Source organism: Candidatus Nitrospira nitrificans, from assembly GCF_001458775.1.
GTDB classification, from domain to species: Bacteria; Nitrospirota; Nitrospiria; order Nitrospirales; family Nitrospiraceae; genus Nitrospira_D; species Nitrospira_D nitrificans.
Map to the genome: position 1 here is coordinate 299,855 of NZ_CZPZ01000012.1, position 18,184 is coordinate 318,038.

At 55.4% G+C, this 18,184-nt stretch carries 18 protein-coding genes and 1 tRNA gene; 10 read left to right on the forward strand and 9 right to left on the reverse strand.

Annotated elements, in window-relative coordinates:
* Positions 1-339 precede the first annotated feature (339 nt).
* From rplT to COMA2_RS09560, 7 genes are all read right to left on the reverse strand, one after another.
* Positions 340-708: a 50S ribosomal protein L20 gene (gene rplT, locus COMA2_RS09530; RefSeq protein ID WP_090897010.1), complete on the reverse strand. Its 369-nt coding sequence runs from the start codon at positions 706-708 to the stop codon at positions 340-342.
* 52 nt (positions 709-760) lie between these two features.
* A complete protein-coding gene (rpmI, locus tag COMA2_RS09535; protein WP_217490689.1) occupies positions 761-955 on the reverse strand; it encodes a 50S ribosomal protein L35 in 195 nt (64 codons plus the stop codon).
* 44 nt (positions 956-999) lie between these two features.
* Positions 1,000-1,488: a translation initiation factor IF-3 gene (gene infC, locus COMA2_RS09540; protein WP_245630949.1), complete on the reverse strand. Its 489-nt coding sequence runs from the start codon at positions 1,486-1,488 to the stop codon at positions 1,000-1,002.
* Positions 1,489-1,520: 32 nt separating this feature from the next.
* Positions 1,521-3,449 carry a threonine--tRNA ligase gene (gene thrS / locus COMA2_RS09545; RefSeq protein ID WP_090897016.1) on the reverse strand — a complete coding sequence of 643 codons (1,929 nt, stop codon included), beginning with the start codon at positions 3,447-3,449 and terminating at the stop codon, positions 1,521-1,523.
* A gap of 82 nt (positions 3,450-3,531) precedes the next feature.
* Positions 3,532-3,606 (reverse strand) — tRNA-Val (locus COMA2_RS09550).
* A 131-nt stretch (positions 3,607-3,737) separates the two neighbouring features.
* A complete protein-coding gene (locus COMA2_RS09555; protein ID WP_090897018.1) occupies positions 3,738-4,010 on the reverse strand; it encodes an HU family DNA-binding protein in 273 nt (90 codons plus the stop codon).
* An 80-nt stretch (positions 4,011-4,090) separates the two neighbouring features.
* Positions 4,091-4,669, reverse strand: a complete 579-nt coding sequence (locus tag COMA2_RS09560; protein WP_090897021.1) for a helix-turn-helix domain-containing protein — start codon at positions 4,667-4,669, stop codon at positions 4,091-4,093.
* Between the two features lie 308 nt (positions 4,670-4,977).
* Between COMA2_RS09560 and COMA2_RS09565 the strand changes: the two genes are divergently transcribed.
* The 7 genes from COMA2_RS09565 (at position 4,978) to COMA2_RS09595 (ending at position 13,916) form a co-directional block, all read left to right on the forward strand.
* Positions 4,978-5,415 carry an RrF2 family transcriptional regulator gene (locus tag COMA2_RS09565; RefSeq protein ID WP_175304498.1) on the forward strand — a complete coding sequence of 146 codons (438 nt, stop codon included), beginning with the start codon at positions 4,978-4,980 and terminating at the stop codon, positions 5,413-5,415.
* Between the two features lie 43 nt (positions 5,416-5,458).
* Complete coding sequence (locus COMA2_RS09570; RefSeq protein WP_090897026.1) at positions 5,459-7,969, forward strand: sulfurtransferase TusA family protein; 2,511 nt, start codon at positions 5,459-5,461, stop codon at positions 7,967-7,969.
* Between the two features lie 16 nt (positions 7,970-7,985).
* Complete coding sequence (locus COMA2_RS09575) at positions 7,986-8,702, forward strand: phosphoadenylyl-sulfate reductase (RefSeq protein ID WP_090897029.1); 717 nt, start codon at positions 7,986-7,988, stop codon at positions 8,700-8,702.
* A gap of 1 nt (position 8,703) precedes the next feature.
* The gene (gene trpD / locus COMA2_RS09580; RefSeq protein ID WP_175304499.1) at positions 8,704-9,744 is read left to right on the forward strand and encodes an anthranilate phosphoribosyltransferase; all 1,041 of its coding nucleotides are present in this window, start codon (positions 8,704-8,706) and stop codon (positions 9,742-9,744) included.
* A 26-nt stretch (positions 9,745-9,770) separates the two neighbouring features.
* Complete coding sequence (gene cysD, locus COMA2_RS09585; protein WP_090897034.1) at positions 9,771-10,568, forward strand: sulfate adenylyltransferase subunit CysD; 798 nt, start codon at positions 9,771-9,773, stop codon at positions 10,566-10,568.
* A gap of 140 nt (positions 10,569-10,708) precedes the next feature.
* A complete protein-coding gene (locus COMA2_RS09590) occupies positions 10,709-12,553 on the forward strand; it encodes a GTP-binding protein (protein ID WP_245630950.1) in 1,845 nt (614 codons plus the stop codon).
* 187 nt (positions 12,554-12,740) lie between these two features.
* Positions 12,741-13,916, forward strand: a complete 1,176-nt coding sequence (locus COMA2_RS09595) for a hypothetical protein (protein ID WP_139077234.1) — start codon at positions 12,741-12,743, stop codon at positions 13,914-13,916.
* Between the two features lie 174 nt (positions 13,917-14,090).
* Here the strand turns inward: COMA2_RS09595 and COMA2_RS09600 are convergent, their stop codons facing one another.
* Together COMA2_RS09600 and COMA2_RS09605 are read right to left on the reverse strand one after the other, a co-directional pair.
* Complete coding sequence (locus COMA2_RS09600) at positions 14,091-14,549, reverse strand: HPP family protein (protein WP_090897039.1); 459 nt, start codon at positions 14,547-14,549, stop codon at positions 14,091-14,093.
* Positions 14,550-14,633: 84 nt separating this feature from the next.
* Positions 14,634-15,164 carry a carboxymuconolactone decarboxylase family protein gene (locus COMA2_RS09605; protein ID WP_090897042.1) on the reverse strand — a complete coding sequence of 177 codons (531 nt, stop codon included), beginning with the start codon at positions 15,162-15,164 and terminating at the stop codon, positions 14,634-14,636.
* Between the two features lie 150 nt (positions 15,165-15,314).
* On the opposite strand from COMA2_RS09605, the gene COMA2_RS09610 reads away from it, so the two are divergent.
* The 3 genes from COMA2_RS09610 (at position 15,315) to COMA2_RS09620 (ending at position 18,068) form a co-directional block, all read left to right on the forward strand.
* Positions 15,315-16,232: a GlxA family transcriptional regulator gene (locus tag COMA2_RS09610; RefSeq protein ID WP_175304501.1), complete on the forward strand. Its 918-nt coding sequence runs from the start codon at positions 15,315-15,317 to the stop codon at positions 16,230-16,232.
* 256 nt (positions 16,233-16,488) lie between these two features.
* Positions 16,489-17,220, forward strand: coding sequence for a PCP reductase family protein (locus COMA2_RS09615; RefSeq protein ID WP_090897045.1), 732 nt, complete (start codon positions 16,489-16,491; stop codon positions 17,218-17,220).
* A 92-nt stretch (positions 17,221-17,312) separates the two neighbouring features.
* The gene (locus COMA2_RS09620) at positions 17,313-18,068 is read left to right on the forward strand and encodes a hypothetical protein (protein WP_139077236.1); all 756 of its coding nucleotides are present in this window, start codon (positions 17,313-17,315) and stop codon (positions 18,066-18,068) included.
* The last annotated feature ends 116 nt before the right edge of the window (positions 18,069-18,184 follow it).

An 18,184-nucleotide genomic window follows, 5' to 3' on the forward strand; every position in this document is an offset into this window, starting at 1 on the left:
CACTCCTCCAGGAAACTGGAATAGCCCTTGCAGGAGAACGTCAGCCGGTGTGCTGATCTTTAGACTTCAGGCTTAATTCGCCGCGCCGCACGGCAAACCATCAACGCTTCGACAGAGATCAGCCCGGGCGGCACCACGACCAATGTTGTGTACGATGGGCTCAATCCCGGCCCAAGAAAAGAACGGCACGACGGTCACAGCCAGTCTGCCCACCGGCTTGAATCCCTCGCTCCTGATGAAGCGTGAAGAGAGGACGCCCACTTCGGTGTCGAACAGAAGGGGAGGCGACAGAGTGCCGCTTCCCCTTGGAACAGGAACATTGTGTCTTAGCTGCTAAAATTAAACCGCGGCAGGCGTGAGGTGTTGCTTGGCGAGACCGCACAACTTTTCAAATCCCGCCGAATCCTTGATCGCCATATCCGACAAGACCTTTCGATCCAGCAACACGTTCGCTTTCTTCAACGCGTTGATGAACCGGCCGTAGGTCAGCCCTTGGGCCCGAACGCCGGCGCTGATGCGGGCGATCCACAATTGCCGGAAGTCCCGCTTCCGATTCTTGCGGCCCGTATAGGCATACGTCAGCCCCTTGTCGACGCTTTCCGTCGCTGAACGGAAGAGACGACTCTTTCCGCCGTACTGGCCTGATGCCAGCTTAATCCGCTTCTTCCGTCGGGCTCTTGTTTTTGGTCCACCTTTTGCGCGAGGCATGATTGATTACTCCTTTTGGGTCCTGAAATTCACAACACTACACGATCGTCGTCTATGCATACGGCAGGAGACGATTCAATGTAGAAACAACCGTGGAATCCACCACTGCTGTTCCGCTTAGGCGGCGCTTTCGGTCGTGCCGCTTGCTGGTCAGTATGTGCCGCTTGCCCGCCTTGCGGCGGACAATCTTGCCGCTTCCCGTTTTGGTAAATCGTTTGCTCGTTCCTGAATGCGTCTTCATTTTCATCAGAAAAATCCCTTTGGTTGATCGATCACCACATCGCACGTCGATTATTTGGGAGCCACAATCATGATCAAACTTCGTCCCTCCATGCGGGGGGCATACTCGATGGTGCCGGCTTGGGCCAATTGTTCAATGACGGAATTCATCACGGCGCGCCCCATTTCCTGATTGGCCATCTCCCGCCCGCGATACGTGAGGGTGACTTTGGTTTTATTGCCCTCTTCGAGGAATGTTTTCATCTGCCGAACTTTAATTTCAAGGTCGTGTTTATCGGTCCGTGGCCGCAACTTGATTTCCTTCACCTGCGTGGACTTTTGATGGCGCCGGCTTTGATGGTCCTTTTTACTCAACTCATACTTGTACTTCCCATAGTCCATGATGCGACACACGGGGGGAGTGGAGTTGGGAGCGACTTCCACCAAGTCATAGCCGCTTTCTTGAGCCTGACGAAAGGCGTCCGGTGTCGGAAGGATGCCGAGTTGTTCTCCCTCCGGGCCAATGACACGAATTTCTCGGACTCGGATCTCACGATTCACGCGCAATTTGGGAACGATAGGCCACCTCTTTTTTAATGTGTGTGTTGAAGTTCTCGCTGTGTATGCGTGACCTCGGCTTGCAGGAGATCCAGCACTTCAGCCACCGTCTTGCTCCCTAAATTCGACCCGCTTCGGCCTCGCACCGAGAGAGTCCCATCTTGCATCTCCCGATTCCCGGCGACCAACATGAACGGGACCTTCGCCTTTTCCGCTTCGCGAATCTTGAACCCGATCTTTTCGTTCCGGAGGTCTGCTTCGGCACGAAAGCCGGCCGCCTTCAATTGCGCCACGACGGCTGCGCTGTAGTCTTGCTGGTGATCGGTGATGTTCATGACGACGGCCTGCACCGGAGCCAGCCAGGGCGGGAACGCGCCTCCGTAATGTTCAATCAGGATACCGAAAAAGCGCTCGATGGATCCCATTAAAGCGCGATGGATCATGATCGGACGATGGGCTTTGCCGTCCTCTCCGATGTAACTTAACTCAAACCGCTCGGGATTGTTGAAATCCACCTGGACCGTGGAACATTGCCATGAACGGCCCAACGCGTCTTTAATCTTAATGTCGATCTTCGGGCCGTAAAAGGCCCCCCCTCCCGGATCAAGGTGAAAGGAGATGTGACGGCTCTTCAAAGCCGCTTCCAATGCGCTGGTGGCCAAGCTCCAATGTTCATCACCACCCACGGATTCTTTGGGCCTGGTGGACAAAAATACTTCAAATTGATGGAAGCCGAATGTCTGTAACACGAAAAATGTAAAGTCCAAGACCCGGCTGACTTCGTGTTCCATTTGATCCGGACGGCAGAAGAGATGGGCATCATCCTGCGTGAATCCGCGCACCCGCATGAGCCCGTGTAAAACACCGGTCCGTTCATAGCGGTAGACCGTTCCCAGTTCTCCATAGCGGATGGGGAGGTCTCGATAGCTGCGCAGGTGAGATTGATAGATCATGATATGGTACGGACAATTCATCGGTTTCAGCTGGTACTCGCTCCCCTCCAGCTTCATCGATGGGAACATGTTTTCGCGGTAGTAATCAAGATGCCCGCTGGTTTTCCAGAGATCAAGACGCGCGGTATGCGGTGAATAGACCAGCTGATACCCATCCCGAATATGCTGCTCTCGCCAGAAATTCTCAATCAAGAGGCGGACTGTCGCGCCTTTCGGATGCCATAGTACCAACCCAGGTCCGATCTCATCCTGAATGCTGATCAAATCCAAATCTTTTCCGACTTTTCTGTGGTCGCGTCGCTTAATTTCTTCCAACTTAGCCAGGTAGGCATCCACTTCCGCTTGTGTCGGAAAGGAGGTCCCGTAGATCCGCTGTAACATCGGATTACGTTCATCGCCACGCCAATAGGCCCCTCCGGTCGTGAGCAATTTGATGGCCCCGATGACACCGGTGGTAGGAAGATGGGGGCCGCGGCAGAGATCCACGAAGTCGCCCTGTGTGTAGGCGGTGATCGGCTCTCCATCGGGAAAGCTTTGAATCAGCTCGACCTTATAGTGCTCTCCACGGGAGCTGAAAAAATCAATTGCATCCTGCTTCGAAAACTCCCGCCTGGTGATAGTGAGGTTACGCTTGATGATTTCAGCAGCCCGTTCTTCGATTCTCTGCAAGTCTTCGGGGGTAAAGGGACGTTCGAAGGCGAAGTCATAATAGAAACTATCTTCCAGGGCCGGGCCGATGGTCAGTTGTGCGGACGGGAAGAGTTCCTTGACTGCCTGGGCCATGAGGTGGGTGCTGCTGTGGCGGTACACTTCTCGGCCTTCCGCACTGTCGAACCGCAATGGTTCGATGACTGAATTTCCGGATAGTGCGGACGACAAATCGACAACCGCTCCGCCTACTTTGGCTGCGAGAATATCCTGCCCGGAGACTCCTAACTCAGACAGAGCGCCACCCACCGTCACCCCGGTCTGAATGTCACCGCTTGGACCGTCTTTGACCGATATCTTCATGACGTACGGACTTGACCCACAGTGCAAAAAACAACAAAGGCACTACGCCTCTTAAGAGGCAAAGCAGTGCCTCGGCCTGAAATGGTAGGCGCGGACGGTCTTGAACCGTCGACCTCTACCGTGTCAAGGTAGCGCTCTCCCCCTGAGCTACGCGCCTATCAAGAGAGGGGGCATGCTAATATAGCCTCACTGACACTGTCAAGAAAACGAAAGAGAAGGTCGCATTCCCTCAGCGAACTGAAAGAAGTGAGACCTTCTCTTTCAGACCCTTCTCTTGGAGCAGACACCCTACTTCACGGCGGAGCGAAGCTCTTTCCCGGCTGAAAACTTCGGGACCTTCGCCGCCGGGATGCGGAGGGATTCGCCTGTCCGCGGATTTCTTCCCATTCGCGCTTTTCGTTTTGAAATCGTAAAGGTGCCGAAATTGACGAGAGAGACGCGCTTTCCTTTTTTCAATGAAGAAGTCACCGCCCCGGTGAATGCTTCGAGGGCGGTTCCGGCCGCGACCTTAGTAATGCCGGCTGAAGCGGCCATCTTTGCGATCAACTCTTCCTTTGTCATGATGTCCCTCCTTCATGAATAGTGAGAGATGGTATGGGAAGTGAGTCCCGCAGCACACCTGTGAACGTCGCGTTCAAACGCTACGATTTGGCTCTCGCTTTCGTTTGCTTCAAGGGGATATGCAGGTCCACGATTTTTTTTCGCAAGGTATTGCGGTTGAGACCGAGAAGCGACGCGGCTTGTATTTGATTGCCTCCGGTCTCTCGCAGCGCCGAGGTGATAAGAGGGCGTTCCACGGCGGAAATCAGAATCGGATGAAGGTTTTTCGCCGATCCGTTTCGCATCCCCTTTACGAATTCCCCCATTTTCACTTCTAGATAACTCTCCAGAGAGGCGTCGCATGGCTTCGGCTGGGGGCTGGTTGGCTGATTCATCAGCTGGATCATTTTCAGCGTTTTTTTCAAGACAGCCTTAGACCCGCAGATAGAAAGAGTGTGAGAGGGGCCGAGGTGCTCAGGAAGCGTACCGTTCTGTTGCTGCTCGACTTGGGATTCCATCACGACGACATCAAACCGATGTCGCGGCAACTCCTTTTGAAGGGTTGAAACGTCCTGAGCGATCGTCACGGAGGCGTCCTTGAATACCTGTCTCGCCAAAGCTTGTATGGTCGTGTCGTTCGTGAGCACTAGAATAGTAAATGAAGATAACGGCGCAGACATGAAGGCACCACCCGAAGAAGAGGGCTGGATTATTGCCTAGGGCATACACGATGTCAATCTGATTTTATGGATACGATGCCCTTCGTCTCTGCTCCACGCATGGTGTTGCAGGCATGAAATAAATATCAAAAATAATGACTTGTGGTGTTCTCTCGATTCTGGAACGTTCACTGAAAATATAGCTTGGCATGCTAAATACCTAACTTCGTCGATCTTCATCAACGAAGTTTTGGCGCCTTGACAGATCGAAATGGGGGAATGTATATGTAACTCAATTCCGACAGGAATAATAAAGAATGAAAGTGTCTATGCGTGCCACATATGGAATTATGGTGGCTGTCGATCTTGCGACATATGCAAGGGAAGCCCCGATTCAAGCGCGGGCTATCGCGAGGCGTCATGGGATTCCAGCCCGTTTTCTTGAACAGATCCTCCATGCGATGAAGAAAGCGGGTTTAGTGGAAAGCCAACGGGGTGCCCAAGGCGGCTATCTTCTCACGCATGTACCGGCAGCGATGTCGATCGCCGATATCGTCGAGGCATTGGAAGGGCCGGTCTTTCATCGGTCGTTTGTCGGTCAGCGGGCGCGCGATCGTCAAGCGACCAAGCCGGAACTGCTGCTCGGTGACGTCTGGGAGCAGGTGCAGCAGGCGGAACGAAAAGTTCTCGAAAACGTTACGGTCGAACATTTGGCGATGCGGTTACGAACGATCGATGCCCAGCGCAGTCCGATGTACCACATCTGACTTTTGAGGCTCCTCTCCGGAGGAGATGTAGGAGAGCGGTATTATGAACCACGTTGAAGCCCCCACGAGCCCTCAAGTTGTCACGAGTCCAATTCCTCCCGCCATCCTGGAGGAAATAGAAACCTTCGAGACCGAGGCCCAGCGAACATTGGTCGGAGAGATCTCCACCGATCTCTTCAGACCTTTCCGTCTGCAATACGGTATTTACGGTCAGCGTCAGCCTGGTGTGCAGATGGTACGGATCAAGATCCCGTTCGGCGGCATCACCGCGAATCAGTTGCGACGTGTCGCGGAGCTCACCGACCGCTATGCGACCGGCGTCGGTCACGTCACGACGAGACAAGATATCCAGATGCACTTCGTGGAATTGAAAGATGTCCCGACCATCATGCGCGGGTTGGCCGAAGTTGGCCTGACGACCAGAGAGGCCTGCGCCAATACCGTGCGGAATGTCACGGCATGCCATCTGGCGGGTGTGTGCCAGGGCGAAGTCTTCGATGTGACGCCCTATGCAAAGACCGTGGCTTACCACTTGTTGCGGAACCCTTTGAACCAAAGCTTGCCGCGAAAGTTCAAAATTGCCTTTTCCGGGTGCAAGCATGACTGTGCCTTGACGCCCATTCACGACATCGGTCTACTCGCCGTCAAGCGAAGCGACGGAGTAATCGGTTTTCGGATGGTCGCGGGTGGCGGGCTCGGTTCAGCTCCACGGGTTGCCCAACTTCTTCGTGAGTTCACACCGATGGAGGAGCTGATTCCCAGTATCGAAGCCGTTATTAAAGTCTTCGATACACTCGGCAATCGAAAAAATCGAAACAAGGCCCGGATGAAATTCGTGATCGACAAGCTGGGCTTTGACGAGTTCAAACGGCGTTGGGAAGCAGCCTATGTCTCGATGGGACACGCCCTTCCCAAGAACGGAACGTTGACCCTGCTTCAGCATCACGATAACCCGCTCCCGCTCCTTATGCCGACCAGAAACGGCGGGGCAACCGGAAACGGAACTGGGGGTCGCAACGGAGCCCACGCCATCGGTCACGAGACGCCGTTTGAGATGTGGAAACGGACCAATGTCGTCACGCAGAAACAGGAGGGCTATGTCACAGCCGCCATCAAGCTGTTCATGGGGGATATTACGGCTGAACAAATGCTATTCGTCGCTGACCTGGCCGAGCGCTATTCAAACGGCAATCTTCGCACCACCATCAACCAAAATATGGTCATTCGCTGGATTCCTGCCGATAGGATCGCCGAACTATACGAAGATTTGGCGTCCCGTGGGTTAGCCGATCCTGGCGCTGAATTGGTTGAAGACATTATCGCCTGCCCCGGCACAGATACCTGCGGTCTTGGGATTACATCATCGAAAGGTCTTGCGCGAGCGCTGGCCGAGGTGTTTCCGGCCGGTCGAGTGCCGGAGGATCTGGCAGGGGTCGATGTCAAAATCAGTGGGTGCCATAACTCCTGCGCGCAACATCACATTTCCACGATCGGGCTGCATGGGGTCGGCAAGCGGCTCGGCGACCATGTCGCTCCGCACTACGAGCTTCATCTCGGCGGCTCGGTGAACGGCACCGCCAAGGTCGGGAAGATGATCGTGAAATTGCCTGCGCAATCGGTCCCGGCGGCGATCTCCCACTTGATCGATGTCTATCGGCGTGATCGCCACGAGAATGAGAATTTGCCCAAATTCATTGAACGCGCCGGGAAGAACAAGTTGAAGGACGAATTGATCCCGTACACCATCGTGCCCTCCTATGAGGAGGATTCCACGTTCTACTACGATTGGGAAGGGGAAGCAGAGTTTATTCTCGAGGATCTCGGACCAGGCGAATGTGCCGGCGGCGCGCTGGAAATGATCGAGAACGGCATCCTGGAGGCCGATCAGGAGCTCTATCAAGCGAAACTGCTTGTCGAGAAGCATCAGTATTCCGTATCGGTGAACAAGTCCTATCGCGCGGTCTTGGCGGCGGCCAAGGCGATGTTGGTGACCGAGGGGCTTGAGCCGTCGACTGACTCAGAAACCTTCATTGAATTTGACAGCCGGATCGCGCAGAAAGGGGTCATCCCAGCGCAGTATCGCGAGCTCAATAAGAAGGTGGGCGATCTCGGCCCCAAGGATACGACTGCGGAGTCGGCGCGTGACAAGATGGTGTTTGCGAAGGGTTTTGTCGATGCGTGCCGTGCCGCAACCGAACAGATGGGGAAAGATTTGAAGCTTGCCCCGGTCCGAGAGACGACGGCCGCCATGCAGGAAGTTCCAGCGCCGGTGGTTCCGATCGCCGCTGAAGTGAAACCGGCGACTCCGGCTCCGACCGGCGCTCCGGTGTACGATCTTCGTGGCGTCGCCTGTCCGATGAACTACGTGAAGACGAAGTTGAAGCTGGAGATGATGGATGCGGGTGAGAAGCTGGAAGTGTGGCTCGACGCCGGTGAACCGATCAAGAATGTGCCGATGAGCCTCAAGAATGACGGGCACAAGGTGCTCATACAAGAGGCACTGGAACCGGACGCATCCCATTATCGGATTCTGGTGGAGAAAGTCGAAGAGTAAAGAGACCTGAGCCGCCATGACAGCAAACGACCAGTCTGAACGCATCGCGGAGCTCAAAGCCTGGAGCGCGTCTTTCGAGACGAAACAACCCCAAGATGTGTTGGAGGCTGCCCTCGAACGGTACGCACAGAAGATTGTCCTGGCCTGCAGCTTCGGGGCCGAGGATGTCGTGCTTGTGGACATGGTCCATCGGATCAATCCCTCGGTGCCGTTGTTCTATCTCGATACCGACTTTTTGTTTCCCGAGACCTATGCGACCAGAGACCGAGTGATTGAACGATATGGCCTTCAGCCGGCGCAGGTCATTCAGGTGAAGTCATTGCTGACGCCACAGCAACAAGCAGAATCCTATGGCGATGCGCTGTGGGCCGGCAATCCGGATCAGTGTTGTCGATTACGGAAGGTCGAGCCGTTGACTCGCATTCTCCGAGGCTATGACGCATGGATTACCGGAATCAGGCGGGACCAAGCTCCGTCCCGCGCGAACGCCGGCTTGATCGAATGGGACCAGACGTTCGGGTTGGTCAAGACCAATCCGCTGGCCCGATGGACATGGCCCGATGTGTGGACCTACATCAAGGTCTACGAGGTCCCGTACAACCCGCTGCACGATCAGAATTACCCCAGCATCGGCTGCGCCTACTGCACCGCCCCAGTGGCGTCTGGCGATGATCTCCGAGCCGGGCGCTGGAAGAATTTTTCTAAAACCGAGTGCGGGTTACATAAGGCGTAACATGCCGATTCAAGAGATCCTTGCCAAGATTGCCAGAGGGCCGAAGGCTTCCAAAGACCTCACCTGGGATGAGTGCAAGCAGGCGATGAAAGCCTTGATCGAAGGCGAGGCGACACCGGCGCAAGTCGGGGCCTTTCTCATCGCCATGCGGTTCAAGATGGAATCCGTGACGGAGTTGGCCGCCTTGACAGCCGCGGCGCGACAGTACGTGCACCCGCTCGCGGTCTCCCGAGAGTTGGCCCTCGTCGATGTGCCGAGCTATGCCGGGAAACAGGATACGTTTCATGCGATCGTTGCCGCATCGATCGTGGCGGCATCAGCCGGAGCCGCGGTCTTGATGCACGGCTACGACGGCATTCCTGGTCGGCCCGGCAGCGCCGGAATATTGAAGGCGTTGGGCATTCCGGTTGATGCGGAGCCCAAGCGGGTGACTGAACAAGTAAACAAGAACGGCTTCGCCTATCTCGATATCGGACTCTATCACCCGCCCCTCTATCGGTTTTTGGAGATGCGCCAAGAGCTGGGGGTCAGGAACGTGTTTCATCCGATTGCCAGGCTGCTCAACCCGGCCCGGGCCGCAGTGCAAGTGGTGGGGTTGTCGCACCCGCCGCATTTTGAAAAGACCGCTGAAGCCTTGCGAATGCTCGGATGTTCGCGGGCGCTGGTGATCCGCGGAGTCGAGGGTGATCCGGAGTTGTCCGCGTCGATGGCGACGAGAGTCTTGGAAGTGCGCGATGAACGCATTACCTCGTTGGGAGTGGTGCCGAAAGATTTCGGGCTGGCGCTTGTCCCATCACGTGAGATGGCGGGATTCCCTCCCTCTCAACGCGAGAAAGAGGCGGATCTGCTCCGCCGTATTCTTCAGAATCGGGTGCCGAGTGGTCCCACGGATTGGGTACTGATGAATGCCGCGATGTTGCTGTACGCAGCGGGGAAAGGGACGTCGTTGGCGGCCTGCTTCCCGGTGGCGCGCGCAGCCGTTGAGGGTGGAGCCGCAGCGCGCAAACTCGATGAATTGATGCGACAGCCGGTCGCGGCGTAAGACAAGAGGCAGGACGATTTAGAGTTATGAAACACCTTCGGCAACTGGAAGATCAAAGCGTCTATATTCTGCGCGAAGCCTACAAGCATTTCAATAATCTCGCCATGCTCTGGTCAATGGGGAAGGATTCGACGGTGCTGTTGTGGCTGGCGCGCAAGGCCTTTTTCGGGCATGTCCCGTTCCCACTGCTCCATGTCGATACCAGCTACAAAATACCGGCGATGATCGAGTACCGCGACCGTCTTGCGCGAGAATGGCGACTGGATTTGGTCGTCGGTCAGAACAAAGAAGCCCTGGCGGCGGGTATGAACCACACAATGGGCCGCGTGGTCTGTTGCACCGCCTTGAAAACAAACGGCCTCAAGCAACTCTTGGAGCACAAGGGGTACACCGGCGTCATTCTCGGTGTTCGCGCGGATGAAGAGGGCACAAGGGCCAAAGAACGATATTTCTCTCCAAGGGATAAACACGGAGACTGGGATTTTCGGGATCAGCCTCCGGAGCTCTGGGATCAGTACAAGACCACATTCCCGCCTGGCACGCATATCCGCATTCATCCCCTACTGGATTGGACCGAAATCAATATCTGGGAGTACATCAAGCTCGAGAACATTCCGTTCATCGACTTGTATCTCGACAAGGGGGACGGGACGCGCTATCGCAGCCTCGGCTGTGCGCCGTGCACCACGCCGATCAAATCCACCGCCAAGACGGTGGACGACATCATCGATGAGCTTCGCCACACCACTGTGGCCGAGCGATCAGGCCGAGCGCAGGACGAAGGACGGGGCATGGAACTGTTGCGAAAAGACGGATACATGTAGGCAGAATGCTGAAACAAGCCTCCAGCGTCGTTCTCGGATCGAAACAATCCTCAGCGTACCCGAGAGGGTACGATTCCGGTTGTTTCTCACCTGCGGCCTCGCTGGCCTGCCTGTTTGAGCATTCTGCAGGATGAATGAAAATGGTAACGACCAATACCAAACCATCTGAGAACCTCAATATCGTCATCGTCGGCCATGTGGATCACGGCAAGTCCACCTTGCTGGGCCGGCTCTATGCCGATACCGGCTCGCTGCCGGACGGCAAGTTGGAAAAGGTGCAGGCGATCTGCAAGCAACAGGGGAAGGAATTCGAATACGCGTTTCTCTTTGATGCGTTTCTAGAAGAGCAGGAACAGGGAATCACGATCGACACAGCGCGCACGTTTTTCATGTGGAAGGGTCGGCAGTACATCATCATCGATGCGCCGGGACACAAAGAGTTCCTCAAGAACATGATTTCCGGCGCCGCGCGGGCCGAGGCGGCGCTGCTGCTCATCGATGCGTTGGAAGGCGTGAAGGAGCAGTCCAAGAAGCACGGCTATCTCTTATCGTTGCTGGGCGTCCGGCAGTTTGCCGTGGTGGTCAACAAGATGGATCTCGTCGGCTACCGGCAGGATGTGTTCGACGGGATTGAGAAAGAGTATCGCGAATTTCTTGGACAGTTCAAAGCCGTGCCGGCGCAGTTTATTCCGGTGAGCGCCAAGCTCGGCGACAATATCGCCAACCGCAGCGAGCACATGTCGTGGTATAGCGGTCCCACGGCCCTGGAAACGCTCAGTGCGTTCCAAAAAGAAGCGGCTCGGTCGGAACAACCCCTTCGACTGCCCGTGCAGGATGTCTATAAATTCGATGCGCGCCGGATCATCACCGGCCGTATTGCAGCCGGGCGGTTAAAAGTCGGCGATCATCTCGTGTTCTCACCCTCCAATAAGAGAGCCAACGTTCGGACTGTGGAAGCTTTCAATATCGAGCCGCAACCGACCGAAGGCCAGGCGGGGCAATCGATCGGCGTCACGCTCGATGAACAAATCTTCGTCGAACGCGGTGAAATTGCCTCGCATCAGGATCAGCTTCCCTTTGTCTCCACCGCCTTCCGGGCGAACCTCTTTTGGTTAGGGAAGCGGCCGCTGGAGAAAGGGCGCAAATATCTCTTGCGTGTGGCGACCAAAGAAGTGGACTGTGAAGTCGCTTCGATCCATCGGATTATCGATACGATGGACCTGGCTCACCAGCAAGGCAGCAATGTGGTGAATAAAAATCAGGTCGCTGAATTGACCATTCGAACCAAAACGCCGGTGGCGTTCGACCTCTCGGCTTCCTTTGAATCGACCGGCCGGTTCGTTCTCGTGGATGAATATGATATTGCAGGCGGCGGCATCGTCACGGAACTGGTCCATGACGACCAAGAATTTCTCCGCGAAGAAGCCAGACGCCGAGACTTTGCATGGGTGAAGGGTGAAGTCACGGTTGAAGACCGCGCCCAACAGTATGGCCACCGCGCGGCGGTCGTTCTGATTACCGGAGGTCGGCACACCGGTAAATCCTTTCTGGCTAGGAAGCTCGAAGGCCGTCTGGTAGCGGATGGGCGCCATGCCTACCTCTTGGACGGGGAAAATCTCCGCCGCGGGCTGGACGCCGATCTGAGTGAAGAAGAGCGGGGGCAAACAACGGAGATGGCCCGGCGCTATGGCGAGGTGGCGCGCCTTCTCACTGACACGGGCCTCATCGTCGTCTCGACCACCAACCCCTTCGGCCTCGCCTATCGCGAAGCTTCACAGGCGATTAGAACACTCGTCAACCCTGCGCCTGTCATCGCTGTGCATATGAGCAAGACAGAAGAAGAGCCACCGCCGAATACGGACGTGGTCCTCGCAGGCCCCATCGATTTCGATGCCGCCACCGCGCGCATCCTCGATGAATTGAAACGCCGGGGCGTCCTCGCCCAGGCCATCGGGGCGAAACCGATCTTTCAGTATTCCATCTGAACCTATCACCATGTTGACCTTCCCCCAGGACTGCCTGGCCAGGCAGTCCCCTCTTGTGCAGTGGAGTTGGGAGACTGGTTCCCCATCTGTAGGCGATGGTTCGCGCCCGGCCTCTTGACGGCTTTCCCCATACAGCCATATTCTGCTTCGGCGTGCTACGGTGCTCTCCTGAGCGAAGGTGACTGTCATGCAGGGCAAAGACCCTTACTTGGCGCTCCTCGGGTTATTCATCCTTGGTGCGACGTTCTTCTTCTGTGGTAAAGGGTCGGTTACGGCACCTCCTCCGGTCGCATTGGAAACCCCGGCTGAAATTCCTCCAACGGCGCCTAAACGTATTGAGCCGCCGCCATCGACACCATCATTGCCGTCGGTGTCTGCGCCGGGGAGAGCAGTCATGATGTCCGAGAACTGGACATGCTGGCTTTGGACGGTGGGAGGAGCTGGTTTCTTGGGGTGGGGGATCAAGGGGATGGTGCTGGGATCGGTGATGGATGAGAAGCGCCGTGAGGTGGCACGCCTCATGAGTAAGGTCACCATGCTCACGAATCAACCGCCAGAGGTTCGAACGGTTGAGAAGCGTGTCGAGGTGCCGGTGGAACGGGTGGTGCTGAAACGTGTTGAAGTGCCGGTTGAGAAGATCGTCGAGAGGCTGGTGGAGGTGCCGATTGAAAAGACCGTGGAAAAGGTCGCAGATCGGCCGGTCGACAACCCAGAGCATCTGGCTCGGATCAAGGCGTTGGAGGGCGAAGTCGCCGTGATCGTTGGGCTGCTTGGGCAGATCGCTCAGTTCCAAACCGTGTCTTCACAGGCTGGGGGGAGAAGTATCGAAGGGCGAGTGGTGGTGCCGGTCGACAATTCTGAGCAGCTGGCCAGGATCAAGGCGTTGGAAGGCGAGGTGGCCGTGATCGACGACCTTCGTGCGCAGATTGCGGAGCTCCGGGCCCTGTCGTTGCAGGCCGAGGAGAAGGTCGTCGAGAAGCGGATCGAGACTCCCGCTGAAAAGAATGGGGTGGTGCCGATCGACAAGGTGAGTGAGCATACGGTGGGCTTAAACTGTGCCGGTCCCGTGGAGCCGTCGGAGGAGGGACAAGCGGTGGGAGAGTCGCCCGATGACCTGAAGCAGATCCGCGGGGTCGGGCCGGCGTTAGAACGGTTCCTGCACAAGCGGGGCGTTTTCTGGTTCAGCCAGGTGGCGACCTGGAGCCAGGCGGACATCGACAAATTCGAGTTCCTCTTACCCAACTTTTCGGGGCGCATTCAGCGAGAAAACTGGGTGCGCAGCGCCAGAGTCGAGCACTACAAGAAGTATAAGCAGTGGCTCGGCGACGATCAGCCTCCAAATACAACGTCGGAGACACCCTAGCAGGCTACGGAATAGCTCAGGTTGACTCCGGACAGCGCCTCACTCTACCAGGTCATAGCCCTTATGCGGAAGTCGGCATGCTGATTTTGCTGCGCAATGGCCACCTTGGCCTTAATTTGTCACAACTTTACTGTCTTCCAGTCCGGGATCCAGGTTTAGTTCCAGTTGTCGGTACTAGGCCTTTGACTGCACCATTTCGCCAGATCGACGGCGCGACCACATCCATGCAAATGCCGCACAAACCAGGACGGTGGCCATCGAAGCGATTATATAGCGATCGGGCGGTTGCTTGCCAAAAACGAGAATAATCGTATGTGCCACAGCCGGGGCATGCAACATGCGCGTCCATGCCATCCCGATGATGGCCATCCATCCCACGAGCAACGCGACGACAAGAACCGGCGCTGCTATAAATGAACCAAGTGCGCCAAGACTGATGCAAATCGCGTGCGATATCACTAAAGTGCGAGCTTGTGAAAATGGTGCATTCGGCAGCAGTGCTAGCAGAGCACACGTTGCACTAAACGGTGCTATCATTGCGCTCACACCCGATACTTCGGCCATGAGCATCACTCCACCTAACAACCCCGCGCACACCAAGAGCTGAGCCTTTGGGGCATCATTCGTCATCATTTATCCTTGTACAGGAAGCACCGGAAATAAGATTCCGAAGACGTGACAGCTTACATCAGATGCCGGCAGTGTCCCTCCAATCCTCTATTTGAATTCCGGAAAATCCACCGGCGTGCCAATGAGTTTGTTGAAATAATTGGGGAACACGTTCAACGTCGCCACCGCAATGATTTCTGAGATCTCGGCCCGGCTCCAACTCGCATCCATCAAATGCTCAACCGTGACAGCTTCGTTGGCGGCTCGAGTACGAATGGTCTCCTGGGCAAATCTCAGGGCGATTTCCATCTTTGCATCATGCTGATCGGCTAGAACCGCCCGTTTGATTTCTTCGTTGCTCACACCCATGCGTGCGGCTTTGGCGGCATGGGCCTGCAGGCAATACTGGCAGACATTTTCATTAGCCACGGTTAAGGCAATAAGCTCGCGCATGACAGGGCTGAGTACACCCTGACTTAAACGCTCAGTGATCTCCAAGTAAATATCCGCTACTACCGGCGAATGAGCCATCAGGCGGATCATATTAGGCACTTTCCCGATCTTGGCCTTAGCGTTCTCGAAAACCGCTCGTATTTTTCCGTCGGGCACATTCATCTCCAAAAGCTCCAGGGTGCGCATGATACCTCCCACGTGGTTTTGTATCGCCTACCTCCCCAACCTAAGACTTTTCCCTTGTTTCAAACAGAGTCATAATAGACAATGTTCAGGTTATTTATGCCATTTCCAAAACCTGTCAATATAGCGCTCCTCATTCATGAGCGAGCCTCCTTGAGCATTGTATTCCTCCTGCAAGACCTCTTCGGGAGGGCGAATTTACTAGGTGAAGCCAGCATCTTTAAGCTGGTCTTCATCAGCTATAAGAAGCGTCTCGTGCGGATACATAATCTCGAGTTGTCAGCGGTCTCTGTGGAAAAATCGACGGACATTCTACTGATTCCTCCTTTTCAAGCAGACTTTGACTTCAACCTGGCTGATTTGACTCAAGAAATTCATCTGATCAGGGAATTCAGCAAGAGACCTAAACTGATCGCTTCCGCTTGCATGGGCGCTCTCTTGGCCGCGGCCGCCGGTGTTTTAAACGGGCAGATTGCCACTACTCATTGGCGCGCGAAGACCTTCGTGTCTGAGCATTTTCCCGCCGTCAAATGGAATTTAAACGAAATGATCTGCGATACCGGCTTGAGACTAACGTCTGGCGGGTACTTGGCGGCGATTGACCTGGCACTGTACCTAATACAGCGTTTCCATTCGAAGCGACTCGCCCATCACCTAGGCCAAATGATACTGGCTAACAGCATCAAGCAAAAACAGTCCATCTATGCTCAAAGCTTAGTATCGCCTCGCCAGATCGGCTCCACGTTTTATAACTTGGAACATTGGATTGAACACAACTTGAGTAGAAGGTTCTCCGTGTGCGACCTGGCCCAACAAAGCGGCATGAGCCTGCGCAGCTTTCAACGACACTTCACCTCTGAATTCGGGATTTCTCCGGTTAAATATCTACAACTAAAAAGAATCGATCGCGCCAAGACACTTTTGAAGGTTCATCGTTTAAGCCTAGGCGAGATCCTCGAAGATATTGGATTATCTGACCCTGTCTCTTTCAGCCGGATCTTCTTGCGAGAATTGGGAATGACGCCCGCTGAATTTCGAAAAGCAACCAAAGCGGGAATCTCATCCAGTTGAAGGTCGCAGCTTATAAAGGCGGAGGTGTGAGCAAGGTCCAGTGTGGTCTCCGAATGGTGCTGTGCTTGCCTGAGCGCTGCCTATCATGGCATTCACACAGAGCACAGGCACGGTTAGCTATGCCATGTCGCAAGCTGATCACCCTTGGAATTGCGTGCTTCAGGCCTCATTGTCTGACGGTTTGACTCCAAGAAAATCAGTATGATAGCGTACCTACTCGACCAACCTCTGCGGAACCGCTGCAACAGGAGTCTTTATGAAATTTGTCTGTCTCAACTGCGAAACCTATATGAGTCTCGAGAAGGTGGAGAAGCCGGAGGAGGGATCGCTCGGCGTCTTTTTCGCGTGCCCTTCTTGTAGCGCGAAATTCTCGATGGTGACGAATGTCGGCGAAACGAACATGATGAATGCGTTGGGCCTGAAGCTAGGCGCGAAGTCCGCGCCGGACGCGTCCATGGAAGGGTTGCGGGCTCTTGCGGGAAACGGTCAAGCCGCTCCTGCTGCGACTAAACCGGCGGTATCGATGCCGGCTGTTTCCGCAGCCGCTGCGTCTCCGGCGAAGGCTCCTGAAAAGGCCAGTGGGTGTCCATTCTCCGCGATGGTGGCTGAGATGGGGCTGACGGCCGGAGGAAAGCCCGCGAACGGCGGATCTGCCGAGTCTGAATTCGCCTGGACGCCGGACGCGAAGGAGAAACTCGACCGGCTTCCGGCATTCGTGAAACCGATGGTTCAGGGTAGCGTGGAGACCTACGCGCGTAAACAAGGGTTTAAGACCATCACCCTTCAAGTGATGGACGATTCGAAGAATGATTCGCCTGACGGGATGACGTGGTCGCGGGAGGCCGAGCAACGCCTGGAAAATATTCCGGACTTCATCCGTCCGATGGCTCGAAAAGAGGTTGAACGGCTGGCCAAGGAACGGGGGGCGTCGACCGTCACCGCGCAAGTCATGGATGAAGCGAAAGACAAGTTCATGAAGTTCATGTAAGGAAATAACGATAAATCGATAGGAAAGGCCCATCCAGACAGCTGGATGGGCCTTTCTCCTAATGGGGGGTGGTTCTGCAAAAGGGTTCAGATATGAAGTGGGGTGGTTCTCTGCTGTTTGTGTTGGCCCTTACGTGCGTGCTCTTTACTTGGCCTACGACTGTGTGCGCCCAATCGGCCCTGGAACATCAACGAGCTTCCCCTACGACGGATACGACACATCATGCCCATGGGACAGAGGGAGGCGGGGGTTGGGAGGGGTCGGCAGAAGGCATCGCCTATTCGGAGTTCAATCATCACCTGGCCGGTCTTTGCGATGTGCTATTTGGATTTGCAGAGTTAGGGTATGCGTTGCAGTATCCGATGCCCGTATGGACTCGCCTTGCCCTACCGACCGCCCTCGGTTTCATAGGGAGCTATCTATTGATTTGGAGCGACCATGACGCTTGGCCGATCGGGTCTCTCGGGTTTCATGAAACGTTTTTCGGCCAAGACCTGGAAATCGTCGAGCACAAGTTTTATGGAGTTCTTGCCGCGATCATAGCCTTGTGTGAGGCGCTACGCCGATTCGGGTGGGTTCGGCATCCGGCCTGGGCAGCTCCACTGATTCTCTTCGTTCTCGTTGGGGGGCTATTGTTGTTCGTCCATTCACACGGGAATCACCCCGGCAGTGCGAGGATCGAATTTCACCATGCGCTCTTGGGGAGTGTGGGTGTCGGTGCGGCCTTGTCGAAGGGCCTGGCATCGTGGTTACCCGGTGTCTCACCCCGTATCGTGAAACGGTGGGAAATTGCCTGGGCGGGGTCCGTGATCCTCTTTGGTCTTCTGCTTCTCATCTATTCCGAATAGCGGAGAGGTGACGAGCCCTTCGATGTCATTTGACACCTTTCCGAAGCCTATGCTACGTCTAGCCCTTCATCGCCATTGAGTCTTTTTCACGTCTCTAACCATCACACAAGTTCGGT